Source organism: Kineothrix sp. MSJ-39 (assembly GCF_018917935.1).
Lineage (GTDB): Bacteria > Bacillota > Clostridia > Lachnospirales > Lachnospiraceae > CAG-194.
The window spans coordinates 214,065-232,403 of the sequence record NZ_JAHLPN010000002.1; the positions used below are offsets into that span (position 1 = coordinate 214,065).

The window sequence follows — 18,339 nt, forward strand, 5'->3', positions numbered from 1 at the left end:
GCATCATATTTATTTTAGTGCTGTCTTCTATCCAGCTTCTTGGAAACCATCATACCGATTCCCTGCAGGATCTGTACGAGCAGAACCAGAATGACGATCGTGATGATCATAATATTAGTCTGGTAACGGTAATAACCGTAACGGATCGCAATATCACCGAGTCCGCCACCGCCGACAACACCTGCCATGGCGGAATAGCCGAGAATCGTTCCGATCGCGATCGTCAGGCCAACCAGAAGGGAAGTACGCGCTTCTGCTAAAAGCACCTTCCAGATGATCGTCATAGTGCCTGCACCCATACTCTGTGCGGCTTCGATCACACCCTTATCTACTTCCTTTAAGGAGGATTCCACCATACGTCCGATAAATGGTGCTGCTGCAAATACAAGCGGTACAACCGTTGCTGCCACACCATAGCTCTTACCGACGATAAATCTCGTAACCGGAATGAGCAGGATCAGCAGGATCAGGAACGGAATACTACGCAGGATATTTACGATAAAATCAAGGATCTTATACACTACCGCATTCGGTTTGATACCTTCTTTATCTGTGATCGTCAGGATAATACCGATCGGAAGTCCGAGTACATAACCGAAAAAGGTGGAGAGCAATGTCATGTAAAGTGTTGCGCCTGTACCTTCCACAAGCATATGGATCGTTGTACTATCTAGCATAATCATCTACCTCCTCAACACCTAAATTCTTCTCTTTGAAATATGATACGATCTTATCTGCAATCTCCTCATTCTGCGGAAGCTGCAGGATCATTTCACCCTCTGCATTGCCATTGATCGTCTTTGTATCCGCATACAGGATGTTGATCGGCGTCTTATATTCCAGAATGATATTACCGATGATCGGCTCAAAAGCGGTATGTCCGTCGAATGTGACACGTACCTTTCTTTCGCCCTTCATCTCACCGATATGTGCAAAACCGGAAAGCACCAGGCGTTTTGCCGCATCCGTTTTCGGTTTGCGGAACAGATCTTCTACAGAGCCTGTTTCCATCAGATTGCCGTGGTCAAGCACTGCAACATGGGAGCAGATCTCCTGTACAACAGCCATTTCATGTGTAATGACAACGATCGTAATACCGCGTTTTTCATTGATTTCCTTCAAAAGCGATAAAATAGACTTTGTGGTCTGTGGATCCAACGCACTGGTCGCCTCGTCACACAGCAAAATCTCAGGATCTGTCGCAAGCACACGTGCGATCGCCACACGCTGCTTCTGTCCACCGGAAAGCTGCGCCGGATATGCCTTTGCCTTTTCAGACAGATTTACAACTTCCAATAGTTCCATCGCTCTTTTTCTTGCTTCGCTCTTTTTGACGCCGGCAATTTCAAGCGGGAAACAGATATTATCGAGAACGGTTCTCTGCATCAGCAGGTTGAAATGCTGAAAGATCATACCGATCCGCTGTCTTTCTTTGCGAAGCTGCTTATTGGAAAGCGACATCAGGCTGTTTCCGTTTACGATCACTTCTCCGCTCGTCGGCTTTTCCAGCAGGTTCAGGCAACGTACCAGTGTACTTTTTCCTGCGCCGGAAAGTCCGATAATGCCAAAAATATCACCCTTTTCAATAGAAAGGCTGATATCCTTCAGAGCTTCTACTTCTCCGTTTTGTGCATGAAAGGTTTTGCTTACATGCGTAAGTTCAATGATTGGTTCCATACATCTTCCTCAATCTTTCCGTTAAAATACAGATACCTCCGGTCATAGAGCATAGCGTTCCAAATGACCGGAGGCCTTATCATTATTTTATTTCTTATTCTTCAAAAGGAATAACTGCGCCGTCATATTTGTCGTTGATGAACTGTTTGATCTCATCAGATTTCAGTACATCTACTAAAGCTTTGATCGCATCGCTGTTTTCGTTTCCTTCTTTGACTGCGATAACATTTACATATGTCTTAGCTGCTTCGGAATCAGATGTCTCATATGCGATAGAATCCTTTGCTACTGAGAAACCTGCCTGCAGTGCATAGTTACCGTTTAATACGACAAATGCAACTTCGTCTTTTACTCTGGAAACCTGTGCTGCTTCCAGCTCTTTGATCTCTACATTCTTTGGATTTTCTGCAATGTCATTTACTGTAGCTGTCAGACCTGCGCCATCCTTTAATGTGATCACGCCATTTGCTTCCAGAAGAAGCAGTGCTCTTGCTTCGTTTGTTGTATCGTTTGGAACTGCGATCACATCGCCGTCAGCCAGATCATCAAGGCTTGACTTTGTTCCTGGGTAGATACCGAATGGCTCGTAGTGGATACCACCTGCATTTACAAGGTGTGTTCCCTGCTCTGCGTTGAACTCATCCAGATATGGAATATGCTGGAAGTAGTTTGCATCAAATTCGCCGCTTTCTACTACAAGGTTTGGCTGTACATAATCATCAAATACTGTTACTTCAAGATCCCATCCCTGCTCAGCTAAGATTGGCTTTGCTTCCTCTAAGATCTCTGCATGTGGTGTAGCGGATGCTGCTACTGTGATAGTACCTTTGCTTTCTACTGCTGCATCGCTTGCTTCGTCAGTTGCTTCATCAGTTGCTTCATCTGTTGCTGCATCGGAAGCATCTGCTGCGTCTGCAGCTTCATCAGTTGCATCTGTTGCTGCATCTGTAACTGCCTGATCCTTTGTGTCATCTGTTGTATTACCGCATCCGGTCAGCACGCTGATTGCAAGTGCTCCTGTCAGTAATAATGCTGTTAACTTTTTCATAATGTTCTCCTCCTATTTCCGTTTAGATTCGTTATTTCCTATCGGAATAATAGGAGTATATCCGCTCTGTGCTTTTTTGTCAATGCTTTTGGTTATTGCACATTTTTAGAATCCGTTATAGGTTTACTCTATAACCAGCATAGATTCCAAGGCTTCAACTATATGCTGCGCTGTCTCGCCTATTTCTGCCGCCTGCTTTTCCGTGTCTGCCAGGATCTTTTTGGCAACATTGGTATATTCCAGATACACGTCGGAACCATACGCACGGCTGCGGATCAGGCTCTGTAAAAAGAGCAGCTTCATCATAAAGTATTTCTGATCGGCAAGTGCAATGTTCATAAACCAGTTGATGATATTACGCTCGCCCCATAAATGCGCAAACGGTACGGTACGCATCTGTACCATGGTCTGTGTCAGAGACTGTGCAAGTGCTGTCAGATACTGCATGGAGAGCTCTACCTTCGGAAGCTGGTAAAAGCCGCTTAATTCCGTTGCATCATGCAGTGCAGATCCGGTTGCATGCAGATACATACGACTGAGCAGGCTCATGATATCCTGTCCCTTTGTCAGAACAGTTTCATCCTTATGCGTGCTGCCATCTGCATGGACGATCTTCGTATTTATCGCATAACCGCTGTTGTCCTTTGTGACCTGAATATCACCTGTGATCAGCATGTCGAGACCATGCTGTTTGACCATTCTTTCCAAAAATGCCTGATCCCACTCGGTTCCGGGCAATACCGCACCGATCTGGTTGATGAGCGGAATATATACGATCGGCGAAAAATCGGAATAAAAATACAGGGCTTCGCTGATAAAGAGCGGAATACTCTTTGTCAGTCTGCTTGCTTCGTTTTCTGCTTCCGCACGTCTTTCCACAACAGATTCCTTCTTATTGGTATAAGATAAAATACCGATCTTTTTCTTTCCTGTCTTATCTACCTCCGGGAACGTACCTTCTTTCATACCGAAATAAAAGAGCGGTTTGTCAATCCCAAGTATCTCCACTTTTTTATCCGCGGTCTGCTGCTGTTCCACAACTTTCTGTCTTTTCTCTTTATCAAAACGGGCTGAGATCTCCAGAAGCGGCTGCTTCAGATCTGCACGCTCCAGACGGAACAGCCTGCCAAGCAGCTTTTCGCCTTCTTCCAGCTCGCCAAGTCCCAGATATGCCTGCACCAGGTTCAGACCGGTTCTGGCATCGTGCTCATCCAGATCATATACAGGAGCGATCAGTGTGACCATTGCCTTGAGCAGACTGAATTTACCGAGATCACCGGAGATCATCGGCAGAACCTGGCGCTTGTCCGCATCCGTTGCCAGTACTTCTTTATATATATTCAGAGCATCTCTGACCTGATTTTCTTCCAGATAAAAACGTGCCTGATAAAGCTGTGGCAGATATGCGCCCGGAAGCTGTCCTGCTGCCTTCAGTGCACGCAGATACTTCTCCTTGTCACCCTCTTCCCGCTGGGTAAACAGCCACCAGGAAAGTCCGTTATCCTGATTTGGATCCAGAGTAAGTCCTTCCCATAAGGTATTCTGTGCTTTCTTGATATCATCCTGTGCTTCATAAACTCTGGCAAGATTGACAAGAAGCGCGCCTGACTTGCCATGCTCCTGCATAAAGTCCTCCAGCACTGTTCTGGCACTTTCAAACCGCTCCTGCTTTCTGTATACAATAGAAAGTAAGATCGCTGCTCTCTCTTTCTCAGGCTCCAGCTCAAACAGATGCTCCGCTGCCTCTGTGACTTCGTATGCCATATTATTATCTACATTGAAGATGATCTCTGCGTACAGACGATCCGCATTGTCCCAGCATTCTTTTAATCTGCCCGGCAGAAGCTTTTCTGCCCAGTCAGTCTTTAACATACTGGCTTTTCTGCCATACGAATCAAATATCTCTATTCTTTCACCAAGCTCTATTGCAGAACCGATTCCTCTCTCTTCTGCTGTTTCATTTTTCTTTTTTCCGAATAACATATGCTTCTCCATTCTCCTATATATACATGCAGGTAAGCCTACTTGATGAGTATAACACAAGAATTGAGGGAACGCTAGCGTTCCCTCAATTCTAAAAGTCGATCCGTACGATCCGCATCTTCATATAGCCGTCTCCCACTTTGGACAGGAATCTGAAAAAGCCGCTGACCGAAGGAATTTTCAGATCGCTGTAGCCCAGCATATAGCCCTTTGCCGAGATCTTTGCCTGCGGAAGCCATGCCCCCAGATCCTGCACATCATTCACATAAAAATATTTCTCCACATCCGTAATGCCCGCTGTTTTTACCCAGGTTTTCAGCATCATCTTAACAGCCTTGCGGTTTGCTGTGTCAAAAGCAAGCCGTCCGCCCGGGAAACGCTTTGCCATCGCAGTAAACAGCTTGCGCACTTCCTCTGCCAGAAAGTAATAAAATACCCCGGCGGCAAAGAAGATCACGCCGTCACTGTCATCTATGGCATCAAACCATGCGGTATCATTCAGATCCGATCCGATATTCGTTACATTCTCTGCCGGCGGAATCAGTTCATTTCTGACATCGATCACATCCTGCCTGTCAATATTGTAGATCTTATTATCTGGGCCTGCGTTGTTTTCCGCGCTGCAGTCCAACCCACAGCCCAGATTTACGACCGCTGCCTTTGGATGCTGCCCGATATATTCCTTTATCTCCGTTGCCAGATCCGTATATCTCGCTGCTGCTTCCAGATAGCCGAACCGGAACATCGTACTGCTTTTCTTCTGCTCCAGCACGGAAAAATCGTAATCCAGATTTTCCATGATCTTTTCCGCCATCGGATCTTTGTAAAGCTCCGGATAAATATCCGAACAATATTTCCTGCCCCATAATGGGATGACTAAAGTTTCCTGAATGGTATTTGATTCAATATGCATATTTGCTCCCTCTATTTGTTGTTAGTTAGTTCTAACTCCGAGTATAGCATATATCTGTTTTTTTGCAAACTATCAGGCCGCTGACTTTTTCTGTTATGCAGGCATTAAAATACCAGCAGTCCGACATGGTATACAATGCAGGAAACCAGTAATGCTGCGGCCGTGTAGAAAACACCGATCTTGGCTGTCCATCTGACGGAATGTGTTTCTCTTGCAGTTGCAGCAAGTGCACTGACACACGGCATATTAAAGCTGATCGCAAAGATAAAGGCAAGTCCCTGCGCTTTTGTAAAGTTAGCAGACAGTATCTCTGAAATACCTGCTGCACTTCCTGCGGTCTTAGCACCAAACGTAGAGCTGACAAGGCTTCCGCCCGTTCCGTACAGCGTGTTTAACACGCCCAGAAGCGATTCTTTGGAGATCGCTGAGGCACAGAATGCCAGAAACGCCTGCCATTTCAGTCCGAAGAACATCGTTACCGGCTCTATGATCACACCAATACGGTACAAAATACTTGTTTCCGGCGATCCGCCAAAGCCGTAGGTCAGCACGAAAAAGGCAATGGACACCAGTGTGATGACACGCAGTGCGCGCAGGAAGATGTCAAAAGTACGCTGAAATGTCACATATAAGATATTTCTAAGATCCGGCTTATGATACGGTGGCAGCTCCATGATGAGTCCCACGCGTTCTTCCTTCGGGGAAAGAGAATTGCCAAATACCTTATAGACAACCCACATCATCAGAAACATAAATAAAAAGATCGATACGATCACAAGAAATCCACCTGTACTGCCAAATAACGCGATCGCAATCGTCGGAACGACCGATAAAGTTGCTGCGCACGGAACTGCCCATGACATGGCGATCGCCAGCACGCGCTGTCCCCAATTATCGACCACGCGCGTTCCGGTCGTGCCTGCGATCGTACAGCCAAGTCCCATGAAAAATGGCATGATCGTTTTGCCCTGCAGTCCGACCTTTGACATCGTATAGTCAAACAGGAAGGAAATCCTTGCCAGATATCCTGTTTCTTCCATTAAATTAAATCCCAGTGTTATGCCCAGCACAAAAGATGCCATCATGCAGGCAAAATAGAGCACATTGACAAGTACATCGCAGACCAGGGAAATGAGCAGCGGATGCACATGGATCTGTTCCATCACATATTTCAGCCCTGCTGCCAGCGGCGTCAGAACAGCAGATGCAATGCCTGAGATAATTCCCGCAAAGATCATGGCAAGCAGAAAGATCACCAGAATGATCCCAAATGCCATCAGCTTTCCTTTTACCGGCGAAAGTGCTTTTTTATCGAAACTGGTAAATGCATTCTTCGCTGTTTTTCCTGCCTTTAACACGTCGCTGAGCACGTCATCGATAAACGCCATCTTCTCCTTTGGCTGCTCCATGGTATGCCAGTGCAGGACAGGCTTCTCAGCCAGTGCCTTTTCGATCGTTTCATACAATAACTGGTAGTTTTTCCTGCAGATCGCAGACATTGGTACTACCGGAATGCCCAGTTTTTCAGAGAGCTTTCCGGTGTCGATCACAATGCCCTGTCCTTCCGCCACATCCATCATATTCAGGATCAGAACCGCCGGAACGGGCGTTCCCGCAAAATCTGCCAACATATACAGACTTCTTTTTAACTGGGAAGCATCTGCCATGACAAGCACCAGATCCGCATTCCCCGAAGCAATATAGTCCTTTGTGATGATCTCCTCATCCGAGCCTGCTGAAAGAGAATAACTGCCCGGCAGATCTGCCAGGATCCGCTGCTGTCCCTTCCATTTATATGTACCCTCTTTTTGTTCAACGGTTTTCCCCGGCCAGTTTCCCACGTGCTGATGAGAACCTGTCATCATATTAAAAATAGTAGATTTCCCGGAATTTGGCTGTCCAAGCAGCGCGATCACAGGCGTATTTCCATTGTTATCATGCATTGCCAAGCCCTCCTATCACGATCTTCTGACATTCCTGACGCCCGATCGCCACCAGCGTATCTCTTGCAAAAAGCAGCACCGGCTGTTTTTTCTGATTCTGACAGACTTCGATCTGGCTTCCCTGCATGATCCCCATAGCAGATAATCTGTTGATCAGACGAGCTTCCTCTTTGATCTCCAAAACAGAATACCGTTTTCCCGGTTCTGCTTCAGAAAGTGTTTTCTTTTCCACTTTTTCTCCTCCTGTTTTCCAAATTAGTCCAAACAGCATTTAATTAGCACCATCTAACTGCTTGCATACTAGCAGACTATATACTATGTGTAAAATCCATTTGGTTATTTTAAGCCCGTTTAGCAATTATATTTTTGGATCTGATTGTTTTACGGGCAGGAGAATGCTAGAATGGGCACATGGACACTTTAGAAAATCATCTTTCACTGCAAAAAGAAAAAGAAGGACTTGTAGACGTCTATATTCTCGCACCGGGCATTACGATGTCTTTTAACCACATTTATACGGATAGCTGGACAACCGGGGACGGCGCGCTGTTTTCCGATCAGATGCTGGTCGTAAATTTCTGTCTGCGCGGCAGATGCGACACCTCCCTGACAGGTAACCGCTATGTGATCGTAAAGGAAAAGCAGGTCTGCGCCAGCACAATCCTGCCCACAAAGGATTTTTATTATCCGGGTAGATTATACGAAGGCGTCCAGCTTTATATCGATCTGTCTGTGCTCCATCAGGCGGCTGGGGCAGATTTTCTATCCCAGATGGGCATTTCAGTCGACAGGATCACAGAGCTGTTTTGCCAAAATACCGGACTTTACCTGCATCGGATGCACGATACGCTGTCCGCACTTGTAAAAGAAGTCTGGGAGCTGCAAAAGAAGCCGGAGGTCGGCGTTCTGCGCTATTATGTGCTGCGTCTTCTCCATACACTCATGACCATGCCATGTGAAAGTGAGCCGGACACCTACTTTACCAGATCGCAGATCGCGATTGTCAAAGAGGCGGAATCTCTGATCCTGCAGGATCTGTCCAGACGGATCACCGCAAAGGAAATGGCAGACCGTTTCGGTATCAGCGAAAGCAGTTTTAAATTGTATGTAAAGGGAATTTTAGGCGACAGTTATCTTGCCTATTTCAGAAAGAAACGCATGGAAAAAGCCGCCAGTCTGCTGGCATCCACGAACCTGAAGGTAATTGAGATCGCAAACATGGTCGGCTATGAAAATCAAGGCAAATTTGCCAAAGTATTTGCAGATGAATATGGCATATCGCCACTGGAATTTCGACGGTCCACCAAATAAAGCGTCCTAATTTATATCTGTTCCAGATCTTTATATTCGGCGAGCGCAGGGCTTTCATCCCCGACATACCAGTAATCGCAGTGATCGCCTCCCAGTGCCTCTGTCTGGGTACGGATCAGGCGGGCATGCATGACTTCTGCCAGATAATGGTCTGTTTTGCACAGATACGGAAGCAGCTTGTCATAGCCGTGCTCCTTAGCATGCTTTGCGATCGGACAGCCGATCAGGTAGAAATTGAAGCCTTCCGTCCGGTGATCCGGGTTGATCTTCACATCCCAAGTGTCCATCCATTCGCCCTTATCCTGATGCTCTTTTTTCATTTTGTTAAAGTTCACATAGGTTTTCTCGAACATTTTATAAGGCCACCGGCTCTTATTCCCGTTCACGAATTTTCCCAGAAAACGCATTTTATCCGCAGCTTTCCGCTTGATCTTAAGAAGCACTTCACCGTCCAGCTTATGATCGCTTGCCTCATAAAATGAAAGAATGGTAAACCAGTCCAGCATGTTTTTTGCCATCAGGTTTTCTCCCAGATCCGGCATATCATTTTTGACAAACTCTATATAATACTGCTCTGCCTTATCAAAAATCTCCTTCGCCTGCTGCGGCAGATATTCCTTACAATACTGCTCATAGCACTTTCCGTATTGCGACACTGCATATGCCCGTTTCATGCGCATTACCTCCCATAAACCTGACTGATCCGTTTTCTGTTAGCAGGTTCTAACTATAGATAGTTTAGCATATCCGTGGGAGGGGTGCAAATTTTTTCAGGCAAAAGTAATCCAATTATATATCTTCGGTTTTCTTCCACTCGAACTTTTGCCGGAAAAACGACAGAAGTTTCTTTTCAAAGTTCATTCGGAAAATCTCTATCCTATATCACAAAATTATCCGGTATTCCATCCGATGGGTAGATTTCCATTCAATCATCATAAATATCCATTTCTTTTAGTTTTCTTATTTGATGGTTCTCCATTTATATCCATATGCTGTCCTGCCGGACATATCTAACACTTTATGAATACTCTTATAATTTACTTTTAAATCCCTCCCTGCATCTGCTACACTTTTATATACTTTAAGGACTTCTCCAGTTACTATATCTATTTTTTCTATTTCTTTGCCCTTTTTTCTATGTATATATTTTTTTAAATCTGTAATGGGGTATTGATTTTCATACACAAATATGTATCCACCTGTTGTTTTACTGACTCCGGTCAATACAGATGAAATTCTTGATCTTGCAATTCCTGTTTCCTCTGATGCCATAAGCACACTTTCATATCTTTTAATAAAATTTCCTTTATTATCACATTGCACTATCGCTTTTCTTGATTTACTCACAGGCTTCTTATACTTTTTTGGCCCCTGTTTAATATATTCATCTTCAAACATAAACAAGTGCTTTTTGGTTTGCAGTAAGATATTTTTGCAGCACTCAAGTACATTGGAATCACTAAAACCATCTTTTTTTGCTTCCGCAGCACTATCATATTTCTTTACAAATTTTCCCTCTAATGTCAAACAAACCACCGGTCTAGCATTCCACATACTTCCCCCATCTCCACCCTTAGTCATATTATATCCATTTGGTTTGTATGATTTATATTTTCTGATATAATACTTTTCCAGCTTATTTATTTCATCCAGTCCCTCACATTCATCAATTACTTCCCATATAAAATTATTCTCACCGTATTTTCTCAAAGCCTTATGGAAAATATTTTCATTATTTACGTCATATCTAGTATGTTCTAATTTTCTTTTTTTGAAATTATTAGTTTTTCCAATATAAATTTTTCCGTTTATTAAATTTGTTACTTTGTAAATACAATACTTTTGCATCTTATCCCTCATATTCATAATATAACTCTATATCTATCATATTACATTATTGATATTTCCCAATAATTTTTAAAGGTATATAAAAATGCCACAACTTATTAATATACAAGGAATTAAAGCTGCCCATACAGTTTTCTTCATGTTACATTTCTTTGTTATTAAGCGGTTTTATATAATTCTTACGTAATGTTCGTTCATCACCAAAAAAGTATTTCTCTGATTTTGAAAGCATATGTGCATCCGATTTTAATTCTGTCAATTTTAATGTACATATCAAATCCGCAACCTGAAATAATCTATAATCTGATGGCATTACTTTTCTAAATTGAACATTTTCCAATAAAGCATTAAATACAGACGAAAGTATTCTTGTTACCTCAATTTGTCCATTATCATAATATACTTTTACAACATCATAATCATAAAAAAATGCCATATTCTCACGAATGAATGAAGCTAATTGTTTGCTTAGCTTTCCAGTTGCTTCAACTGAGTCTTCCATATGTTTCTTTTCAATATAGATGGATTTAAAGCGAATATCTAAATGTCTTACAAATGACATCATTCTTTTTAATATTTTCTGCCTTTCTTCAAGACTACATCCCCTATAATCCTCTTCCGATCTTATTACCGGTCCAGCATGCACACAATGATTAGCCCAACCTAAATTTGATAAGCTTTCTTCTAAAGCAATCAACTCTTTTTCCATGTTATATCTTTGATCATGCAATACCAAAGAAATTATATAAAATGGTGCATGGTAATCATATTCTCCCAGATCTCCTGACTCATCTACAAATATACTTAATTCTTTCATGGCCCTCTTTTCTATTCAAACCCCAATTTTACGTATTAAAAAGGCGGGTGTCTTACCCGCCATTTGGTGGACCCGGGTCTTTCGACCAGCCCATAAGATATGATGCATCACATCTTTAATATATGCTAAGGATATCATAAATATGTATCAAATTCAAGATTTCATTTATTACTATATATCAGACCGTTCTTCTCTGCTGGATTTGCAATCGGAAGAATAGTCGAAAGGCTTATAAACAGTAAAAACAACCGCCGTTAGTCCCTCAGAAAGATTACGACGGTTGTTTTTACAACCATAATTTATTCTGGGCTAGCCGTCTATCGGTAGCACCTTTGTGGTTATATTATAACACAACTGATTTATTCGTCAATTCTCAGTAGATAAATGTTGTTTATTCAAGGTTATTGATTTTGAGTAGTTATATGATGAAAAATATCCAAATCTTACGAATCATGTTTCAAAACTTACCCGAATATCCAGATTGATATAATTCTCTAGTAAACTCCATAACTATATGCCACGAAATATCAGCAGCATAAGAATAATTCTTTTGATATGTTTTCCATAAGGTCTCCATAACCGGATTTGATTCAATTTCATCGAATATTTCTCTTATATCCTCAGATTCAATTTGTTCTAATGTTCCCCTTTTCTTGGCTGTAGCCACAAGTGCATTCCGTAAAACTTGCTTTTTGAGTTGTTCTCCATACAGCTTTTGTAAGATATAAATATCATAAAAATCTCTCATTCGTGTATTTGTAATATTTCGACTAATAACAGTTTCCAGTTTCTCAGCCAATACCGTTTCCAGATTATATGCCCATACCTCAATTGTGCGGTCTTCAAGCATAAGATTAAAGTTGTATTTGATCTCTCTTGGTGTAATTGCATCCCCTGTAGAAATATCAATCTTTAATGGTGTGATTACACCATCAAATTTCGTTTCCATGCTTACACGAATACCGGGATAATCTGCTTCTTCCATAATTTCCGATATCCGTTTGATTCGAAATAAAACACCATCGTCTAAAGGAATGGATATAATTCTGGATATGATCATCTCTACATCCGTAACACTAACATTAGTACCTTTTATGGTAGCATCCAGATCCATAGTTGCTCTGGCATCAAGCCCAACCATTGCTGCCACCAGCATTCCGCCTTTTAATATAAACTGATTTTTATACTCTGATAAAGAAATTCGTTCTAAAAAACGTTCCATCATATAATTCCGCATCAAAATTTGCGCATCTGCGGATTTTTTCTTTGACAAGTTCCGAATCAAATCTTTTAACTGCCTTGCTGTTGTTATCATTTAAAGCAACACCTCCAAATATGGTCTAAGAACATTTTCAACATGAAACAGGGCTGCATATTTCATAAGCATCCGCAAGTTTTTATCCTTACGTCTGGCATATTGCTTTAATGCATCCTGAAAGACCTGTATTTCTATATTTTTCCTACTTCGAAGCAAATCACATATTGTCCGCTCCATATTATATACCGGAACAGCATGCCCAAATGATGTCTGCATAGTTGTAATTCCTACCTCATGTAATTCTTTTTTTATTGTATATACCTGAAAACCATCTTCCTGTAAACGGCTGGGATTATATCCGGTTCTTACTGTTATGGCATATTTCAAAGGATCTCTGTCCGTTAAATCATGAAAAAACAATGCAGTTTCGTGAGAAAATACAGCCTGACTACAACGTAAATGTAAAATGTACATAGCATCTGTCCATGTATCCGGTGAAACATAAACACCATGAGCTGCCTGTTCCAATCCCCGTTCCTTCACATATGCATAAAACACAGCTTTACTAATTCCATTATTTATAACTTGAAAGGTCTGAATTGTTCCCCTGTATTCAATCAACAATAAATCTAATTTTTCAAATTGAGTCATATAGTTTCTCCTTTTATGCTAATATGATATTACATATTAGTATGAAAGTAAATGCATATAGTATCAATAAAATATTTATATTTTTGTTTTAACGGTATCCCTTGTTTCCAGACAGCCTTATGCATGTAGAAATCCTTATTTTATGCGGCATGCATACACCTGCATACAAATTTTCAAATATGAAAAAAGCTCCAAACCCTTGATTTACAAGAATTTGAAGCTGTTTTAAATCGTGCCCGCGACCGGAATCGAACCGGTACTGTATCGCTACAACAGGATTTTAAGTCCTGCGCGTCTGCCAGTTCCGCCACGCGGGCGTATACATTACAGAAATTTTCCTGTGCTGGTAGTAAAGAAACTCCCCACTTCGTGGGTCCCCTCTTACTACATATACTGGGCGGAGAAGGATTCGAACCTTCGAAGGCATTGCCAGCAGATTTACAGTCTGTCCCCTTTGGCCACTCGGGAATCCACCCATATGAGACAATATTGCTGTCTCAACCATTAGAAATATTAGCATATCATGTATGAAATTGCAAGAAATTCTTTTTTTGTATATTTTAGTACATTTCTTTACTATTTCCTGTCGAAAGTGCTATCTTATGATACTCTTTTTCTAAGATTTGGCAAATTTTACCAACATAGTATTTTCATCAGGAGCTTTGCAAATGGATACCTTTTGTTATACCAAACAAATACGGGATTTGCGCGAAGATCATGACTACACACAACGATATGTTGCCAGCTATCTCGGCACATCGCAGACCATGTATGCACGATACGAACGCGGCGCAAACGAACTTCCCATTCATCATCTGATTTCTCTTTGTACTCTCTATCATGTTTCCTCAGACTACATTTTAGGAATATCTACCCAATAGCTAATATTATAATGGATATATCACACTATAGTTATAGTTTATTTTGCGTACAGAGACGAGATACGCTCTGCGAATCTCGCTCTGATTAACGGTCGTCAAATGCACTGCATAAATGCGTGCATTTTCCTCGTCGCCATAACAAAAAAAGGATAGCCGAAGCTATCCTCTTTTATCAGGTCATTTCGTTTTATGCATTTAGTGCAGCCATTTCTTCCTGTATCTGATCTTCCGTTGCTGCCATGGCGGACAATGTCATAGTCAGAAGTTTTTCAAGCTCCCAGCCAAGCTGATCCGCGCCACGTTCAATTACTTCACGTGAACAGCCTGCAGCAAACCCTTTGCTCTTATATTTTTTCTTCAGGGATTTCAGTTCCATATCCTTTGTACTCTTGGACGGACGCATCAGTGCTGCTGCCCAGATCAGACCGGTCAGCTCATCTGCTGCAAAGAGTACTTTTTCCATTTCATGCACAGGCTCTACATCGATCGTCTTGCCACATCCGACTGTAATGCCATAGCCATGGGAGCAGACTGCATGGATCAGTTCTTCGCCGGCTCCGCCTTCCCGTAAAAGCTCCGGTGCTTTCAGGCAATGTTCCTCCGGGTATAATTCAAAATCAATATCATGTAACAGCCCGACAATGCCCCAATATTCTGCATCATCGCCGTAACCCAGTTCATTTGCATACCATTTCATGACAGCTTCCACGGTCAGGGCATGCTGAATGTGAAACGGATCCTTATTGTACTTCTGTAATAATGTGAATGCTTCTTCTCGTGTCATTTTCTTTCCTCCTTTAACTGTTCTCGCAGGTATTCGTATCTCTGCTTCTTCTCTTCTTTTGCAAAATGTACTTCCCGGCTTTGCACCGGATTTCCCGTATAATCCAGCTTTTCGCAGCCAAACTGCTCACTGGTCAGATCGAATGCACAATCTCCAATGACATTATAGCAGTGATAATTGCCTCCGGCTCTTAAAATTCCATAAACTTTTCCACCGAAAATGTCCTGTGCAAGAAACGCTGTAATGGAACACTGCCCAAGCGTTTTATTTTCTTTCGTCCAGCCATCGCGCATACGCGGTGCACACGTTTCGCTGCACCAGATTTCAGACAGGGCATCATAAAGATCCCAGGGCGTTCTGATCCCCGGATAGGCATTGCTGACCGCCAGCACATTTGCATGTTCCCAGCCCCAGAAGGCATATTCCCTTGGTGGCTTTTGATCTGTCAGACGCCAGTCAGAGCCCTCTTCCAAGCCATGCTCTGTAAGAAAACGGTCAGGAACCGTGACATATTTTATAGACTCTTTTCCGTTTTCTTCGGTGCTTTCTTCTACCAATGTAACAGATACCATCAGCTCTTTTACCTGCCCGGTTTCACTGCAGGTTTCTTCACAGCCGTAGTCTCCGTCAAAAATCTGTTTTATTTTCCACATGTCAGCCTCTTTTCCGGCGCGTTATCCACCTTTAACTAATAGATCTTAGAGATACCGGATAGTTTATAATGCTTTTGAAACGTCTCTAAATCTTTCTCATTCCGGATCAGCATAACATCCGTGAAATGCCCGGTCTGCCTGTCCAAAAAGCCTGCGACCTGCTCTCCGGTACAGATGGAGCACTTCAGAACTGCCTGCTGATGCTCCGGATCGTAAGAAGGAAATGAAATCGCTGTTTTCTTTTGAAATAGCATGGATGGTTCCTTTCTCTGTTCTCTGAAAAGAGTGGTTGATTTCTCAACCACTCTACTATAAAATTCTATTCTTTATAATGCTTCAGCACGATCACGGAAGTCGGTGGAAGTGTAAGCGTCAGCTTCCCTGCCACAACATTGTATGTTTCCTTCTCTACCGTATATCCTGCATTACTTGTCAGGATCAGGCGTTCCATCTTACAGTCGCGCGGAATACCGAATTCCCAGACGAGAATATCTTTTGTCACATCATTGTATCCGTTATTGACTACGATCAGGCACTGCTCCTCTTTGTTAAAACGCGCATAGGAGATAAAATTGTAATCTCCTGCAGCCTTTTTGATTGAGCCTGTGAGAAGCTCCTGATTTTCCTTGTGGATACGGATCATTTCCCGGTGGAAGTCGATCAGCTCGTGATCTTCATTGCCCCATGGATAGGTTCTTCTGTTATCCGGATCGGTAAAGCCGCAGACACCTGCTTCGTCGCCATAGTAGATCGTTGGTGCGCCCGGCCATGTCATCTGGATCGCAACGGCTTCACGCATGACAGCCTTGTTGACCCCTTGATTGGCTGCTTCGCAGCCCATTGTGTTCACACGTCCAACCTTTTTGTTGGTTCTTGTCAGGAAACGGGAATGATCGTGGTTGGAAAGCTCATTCATCGCGATCTGCAGAGATGGCGTTGTCATTGCTGCACTGTGATGGATCATCGCGCCCCAGAAGCTGTCCGCATTTCCGTATAAATCCTCGCGGTAGTCATCACTGTGCTTCTGCATACCTGTCAAAAACCAGGTAACAGGCTCCATAAAAGCATCATAGTTCATGACCGTATCCCATTCGCAGTTTTCGATCCATTCCTTCGGAGAACCGTAATGCTCTGCCAGAACGATCGCATTCGGATTTGCCTGTCTGACCGCATTTCGGAAATCCTTCCAGAATCTGTGGTTCATTTCCGGCGAATGTCCGAGATCCGCTGCCACATCAAGACGCCAGCCATCCGCGTTGTATGGCGGAGATACCCACTTCTGTCCGATGTGCAGTACATAATCATATAATTCACGGGAACCTTCGTAATTCAACTTAGGCAGTGTATCATGTCCCCACCAGCCATCATAAGAGCCGTTATACGGCCACTGGTTCTGGTCATAAAACTGGAAATAATCACGATAGGGACTGTCAGCGGAAACATAAGCCCCTTTCGGATATCCCTCAAAATTCTCATAGACACGTTCTCTGTCCATCCATTTATTAAAGGAACCGCAATGGTTGAAAACCCCGTCCAGGATAACCTTCATGCCACGCTTATGCGCTTCCTCGACAACCTGTGCAAACAGTTCATTGGAAGCATCCAGATTCTTCTTATTGGCAACGCGGTTGATATATTTTGTCGCATAACGGTTTTCCATCTGACCGGGCTGCAGAAGGTCTCCCTGCTCATCTACGATCTTACCGATATGCGGATCGATGTTATCGTAGTCCTGTATATCATATTTATGATTGGAAGGTGATACAAAAAGCGGATTGAAATAAATGACATCCACACCCAGATCCTGCAGGTAGTCCATTTTCTGCAAAACACCTGCCAGATCGCCGCCGTAAAATTCACGCACACCCATAACAGCCGGATATTTATTCCAGTCTGTCACACGGTTCACGTGCTCGCCGATATAGGTATACTCGTCTGTCAGGACATCATTGTCGGGATCGCCGTTATAGAAACGGTCAATATAGATCTGATACATGACCGCGCCCTTTGCCCAGGCAGGTACTTTCTGACCGGGGATCAGTGTAAATTTATAATAATCCTGCACATCTCTCGTCACGCCGCGCAGGTCAAAAAAGCAATAGACTTTTCCCACATGGATCTCAAAATAATATTCATATTTCTGATCATCCAGTGCTACTTCGATCTCATAATAATCAAACTGCTTATCCTGCTCTACCTTCGACATGAGCAGCTTTTCATTATTGTGTACAAACAACACGTAGTCTACATTGTTGACTGCGCTGCGAAATCTGATCTTCACTTTTGAAAAAGGTTCCGGCTCCTGTGGAGAAATATAATCTGCCGTCATATCGGAGAATAAAGCCCTCTTATTAAAAACCGGCCGCATAGATGCGATATAGCGCAGATTCTTTTCTATCTGTTCATACTGTTGATAATCCATTACGAAACCCTCCCTATTTCTCTATATTTTATAGTATATGCAAGGTAAGTTCAATAGTTTTTCCCCCGAAACGGTCGAAAGACCAGTTAACAAGTTAACTGGTCTTTCGGAGAAGGTATTTCTTTCTTATGGGGTATAGCAAAAAACTAT

General features: G+C 42.9%; 18 protein-coding genes and 2 tRNA genes. 2 read left to right on the top strand and 18 right to left on the bottom strand.

The window, feature by feature from the left end; genetic code table 11:
* Positions 1-14 precede the first annotated feature (14 nt).
* The 7 genes from KQI22_RS02505 to KQI22_RS02535 all read right to left on the bottom strand — a co-directional run bounded on the left by KQI22_RS02505 (position 15) and on the right by KQI22_RS02535 (position 7,796).
* The gene (locus KQI22_RS02505) at positions 15-677 is read right to left on the bottom strand and encodes a methionine ABC transporter permease (protein WP_216550504.1); all 663 of its coding nucleotides are present in this window, start codon (positions 675-677) and stop codon (positions 15-17) included.
* Positions 667-1,677, bottom strand: coding sequence for a methionine ABC transporter ATP-binding protein (locus KQI22_RS02510; RefSeq protein ID WP_216550505.1), 1,011 nt, complete (start codon positions 1,675-1,677; stop codon positions 667-669). Before KQI22_RS02510 ends, KQI22_RS02505 begins: the two co-directional genes overlap by 11 nt.
* A 94-nt stretch (positions 1,678-1,771) precedes the next feature.
* Positions 1,772-2,728, bottom strand: coding sequence for a MetQ/NlpA family ABC transporter substrate-binding protein (locus tag KQI22_RS02515; RefSeq protein ID WP_216550617.1), 957 nt, complete (start codon positions 2,726-2,728; stop codon positions 1,772-1,774).
* Between the two features lie 120 nt (positions 2,729-2,848).
* Positions 2,849-4,708 carry a tetratricopeptide repeat protein gene (locus KQI22_RS02520; RefSeq protein WP_216550506.1) on the bottom strand — a complete coding sequence of 620 codons (1,860 nt, stop codon included), beginning with the start codon at positions 4,706-4,708 and terminating at the stop codon, positions 2,849-2,851.
* A 91-nt stretch (positions 4,709-4,799) separates the two neighbouring features.
* Positions 4,800-5,621, bottom strand: a complete 822-nt coding sequence (locus KQI22_RS02525; protein WP_216550507.1) for a class I SAM-dependent methyltransferase — start codon at positions 5,619-5,621, stop codon at positions 4,800-4,802.
* Between the two features lie 104 nt (positions 5,622-5,725).
* Complete coding sequence (gene feoB, locus KQI22_RS02530; protein WP_216550508.1) at positions 5,726-7,564, bottom strand: ferrous iron transporter B; 1,839 nt, start codon at positions 7,562-7,564, stop codon at positions 5,726-5,728.
* Positions 7,557-7,796 carry a FeoA family protein gene (locus KQI22_RS02535; protein ID WP_216550509.1) on the bottom strand — a complete coding sequence of 80 codons (240 nt, stop codon included), beginning with the start codon at positions 7,794-7,796 and terminating at the stop codon, positions 7,557-7,559. Before KQI22_RS02535 ends, feoB begins: the two co-directional genes overlap by 8 nt.
* 179 nt (positions 7,797-7,975) lie before the next feature.
* Here KQI22_RS02535 and KQI22_RS02540 point away from each other — a divergent pair, with 179 nt between their 5' ends.
* The gene (locus KQI22_RS02540) at positions 7,976-8,875 is read left to right on the top strand and encodes a helix-turn-helix domain-containing protein (protein ID WP_216550510.1); all 900 of its coding nucleotides are present in this window, start codon (positions 7,976-7,978) and stop codon (positions 8,873-8,875) included.
* An 11-nt stretch (positions 8,876-8,886) separates the two neighbouring features.
* Here the strand turns inward: KQI22_RS02540 and KQI22_RS02545 are convergent, their stop codons facing one another.
* From KQI22_RS02545 to KQI22_RS02575, 7 genes are all read right to left on the bottom strand, one after another.
* Positions 8,887-9,549: an L-2-amino-thiazoline-4-carboxylic acid hydrolase gene (locus KQI22_RS02545; RefSeq protein WP_216550511.1), complete on the bottom strand. Its 663-nt coding sequence runs from the start codon at positions 9,547-9,549 to the stop codon at positions 8,887-8,889.
* 286 nt (positions 9,550-9,835) lie between these two features.
* On the bottom strand, positions 9,836-10,723 hold the full coding sequence (locus KQI22_RS02550; RefSeq protein ID WP_216550512.1) for a GIY-YIG nuclease family protein: 888 nt from the start codon (positions 10,721-10,723) through the stop codon (positions 9,836-9,838).
* Between the two features lie 142 nt (positions 10,724-10,865).
* On the bottom strand, positions 10,866-11,540 hold the full coding sequence (locus KQI22_RS02555) for a DUF3800 domain-containing protein (protein WP_216550513.1): 675 nt from the start codon (positions 11,538-11,540) through the stop codon (positions 10,866-10,868).
* A 457-nt stretch (positions 11,541-11,997) separates the two neighbouring features.
* On the bottom strand, positions 11,998-12,855 hold the full coding sequence (locus KQI22_RS02560) for a nucleotidyl transferase AbiEii/AbiGii toxin family protein (protein ID WP_216550514.1): 858 nt from the start codon (positions 12,853-12,855) through the stop codon (positions 11,998-12,000).
* Positions 12,856-13,449, bottom strand: a complete 594-nt coding sequence (locus tag KQI22_RS02565; protein ID WP_216550515.1) for a type IV toxin-antitoxin system AbiEi family antitoxin domain-containing protein — start codon at positions 13,447-13,449, stop codon at positions 12,856-12,858.
* Between the two features lie 233 nt (positions 13,450-13,682).
* A tRNA-Leu gene (locus KQI22_RS02570) sits at positions 13,683-13,766 on the bottom strand.
* A gap of 77 nt (positions 13,767-13,843) precedes the next feature.
* Positions 13,844-13,925: transfer RNA gene (locus KQI22_RS02575), tRNA-Tyr, on the bottom strand.
* A 192-nt stretch (positions 13,926-14,117) separates the two neighbouring features.
* On the opposite strand from KQI22_RS02575, the gene KQI22_RS02580 reads away from it, so the two are divergent.
* Positions 14,118-14,330, top strand: a complete 213-nt coding sequence (locus KQI22_RS02580) for a helix-turn-helix domain-containing protein (RefSeq protein ID WP_216550516.1) — start codon at positions 14,118-14,120, stop codon at positions 14,328-14,330.
* 187 nt (positions 14,331-14,517) lie between these two features.
* Here KQI22_RS02580 and KQI22_RS02585 read toward each other — a convergent pair whose 3' ends face one another.
* From KQI22_RS02585 to KQI22_RS02600, 4 genes are read right to left on the bottom strand one after another with little or no spacing between them, the layout of a single operon-like run.
* Positions 14,518-15,114, bottom strand: coding sequence for a hydrolase (locus tag KQI22_RS02585; protein ID WP_216550517.1), 597 nt, complete (start codon positions 15,112-15,114; stop codon positions 14,518-14,520).
* On the bottom strand, positions 15,111-15,767 hold the full coding sequence (locus KQI22_RS02590) for a YunG family protein (protein ID WP_253293475.1): 657 nt from the start codon (positions 15,765-15,767) through the stop codon (positions 15,111-15,113). Before KQI22_RS02590 ends, KQI22_RS02585 begins: the two co-directional genes overlap by 4 nt.
* A 35-nt stretch (positions 15,768-15,802) precedes the next feature.
* Positions 15,803-16,072, bottom strand: coding sequence for a hypothetical protein (locus KQI22_RS02595; RefSeq protein WP_330623240.1), 270 nt, complete (start codon positions 16,070-16,072; stop codon positions 15,803-15,805).
* 14 nt (positions 16,073-16,086) lie between these two features.
* Positions 16,087-18,189 (bottom strand): alpha-glycosidase, encoded by a 2,103-nt coding sequence (locus KQI22_RS02600; RefSeq protein WP_216550518.1) that lies wholly within the window; start codon positions 18,187-18,189, stop codon positions 16,087-16,089.
* Positions 18,190-18,339 lie beyond the last annotated feature (150 nt).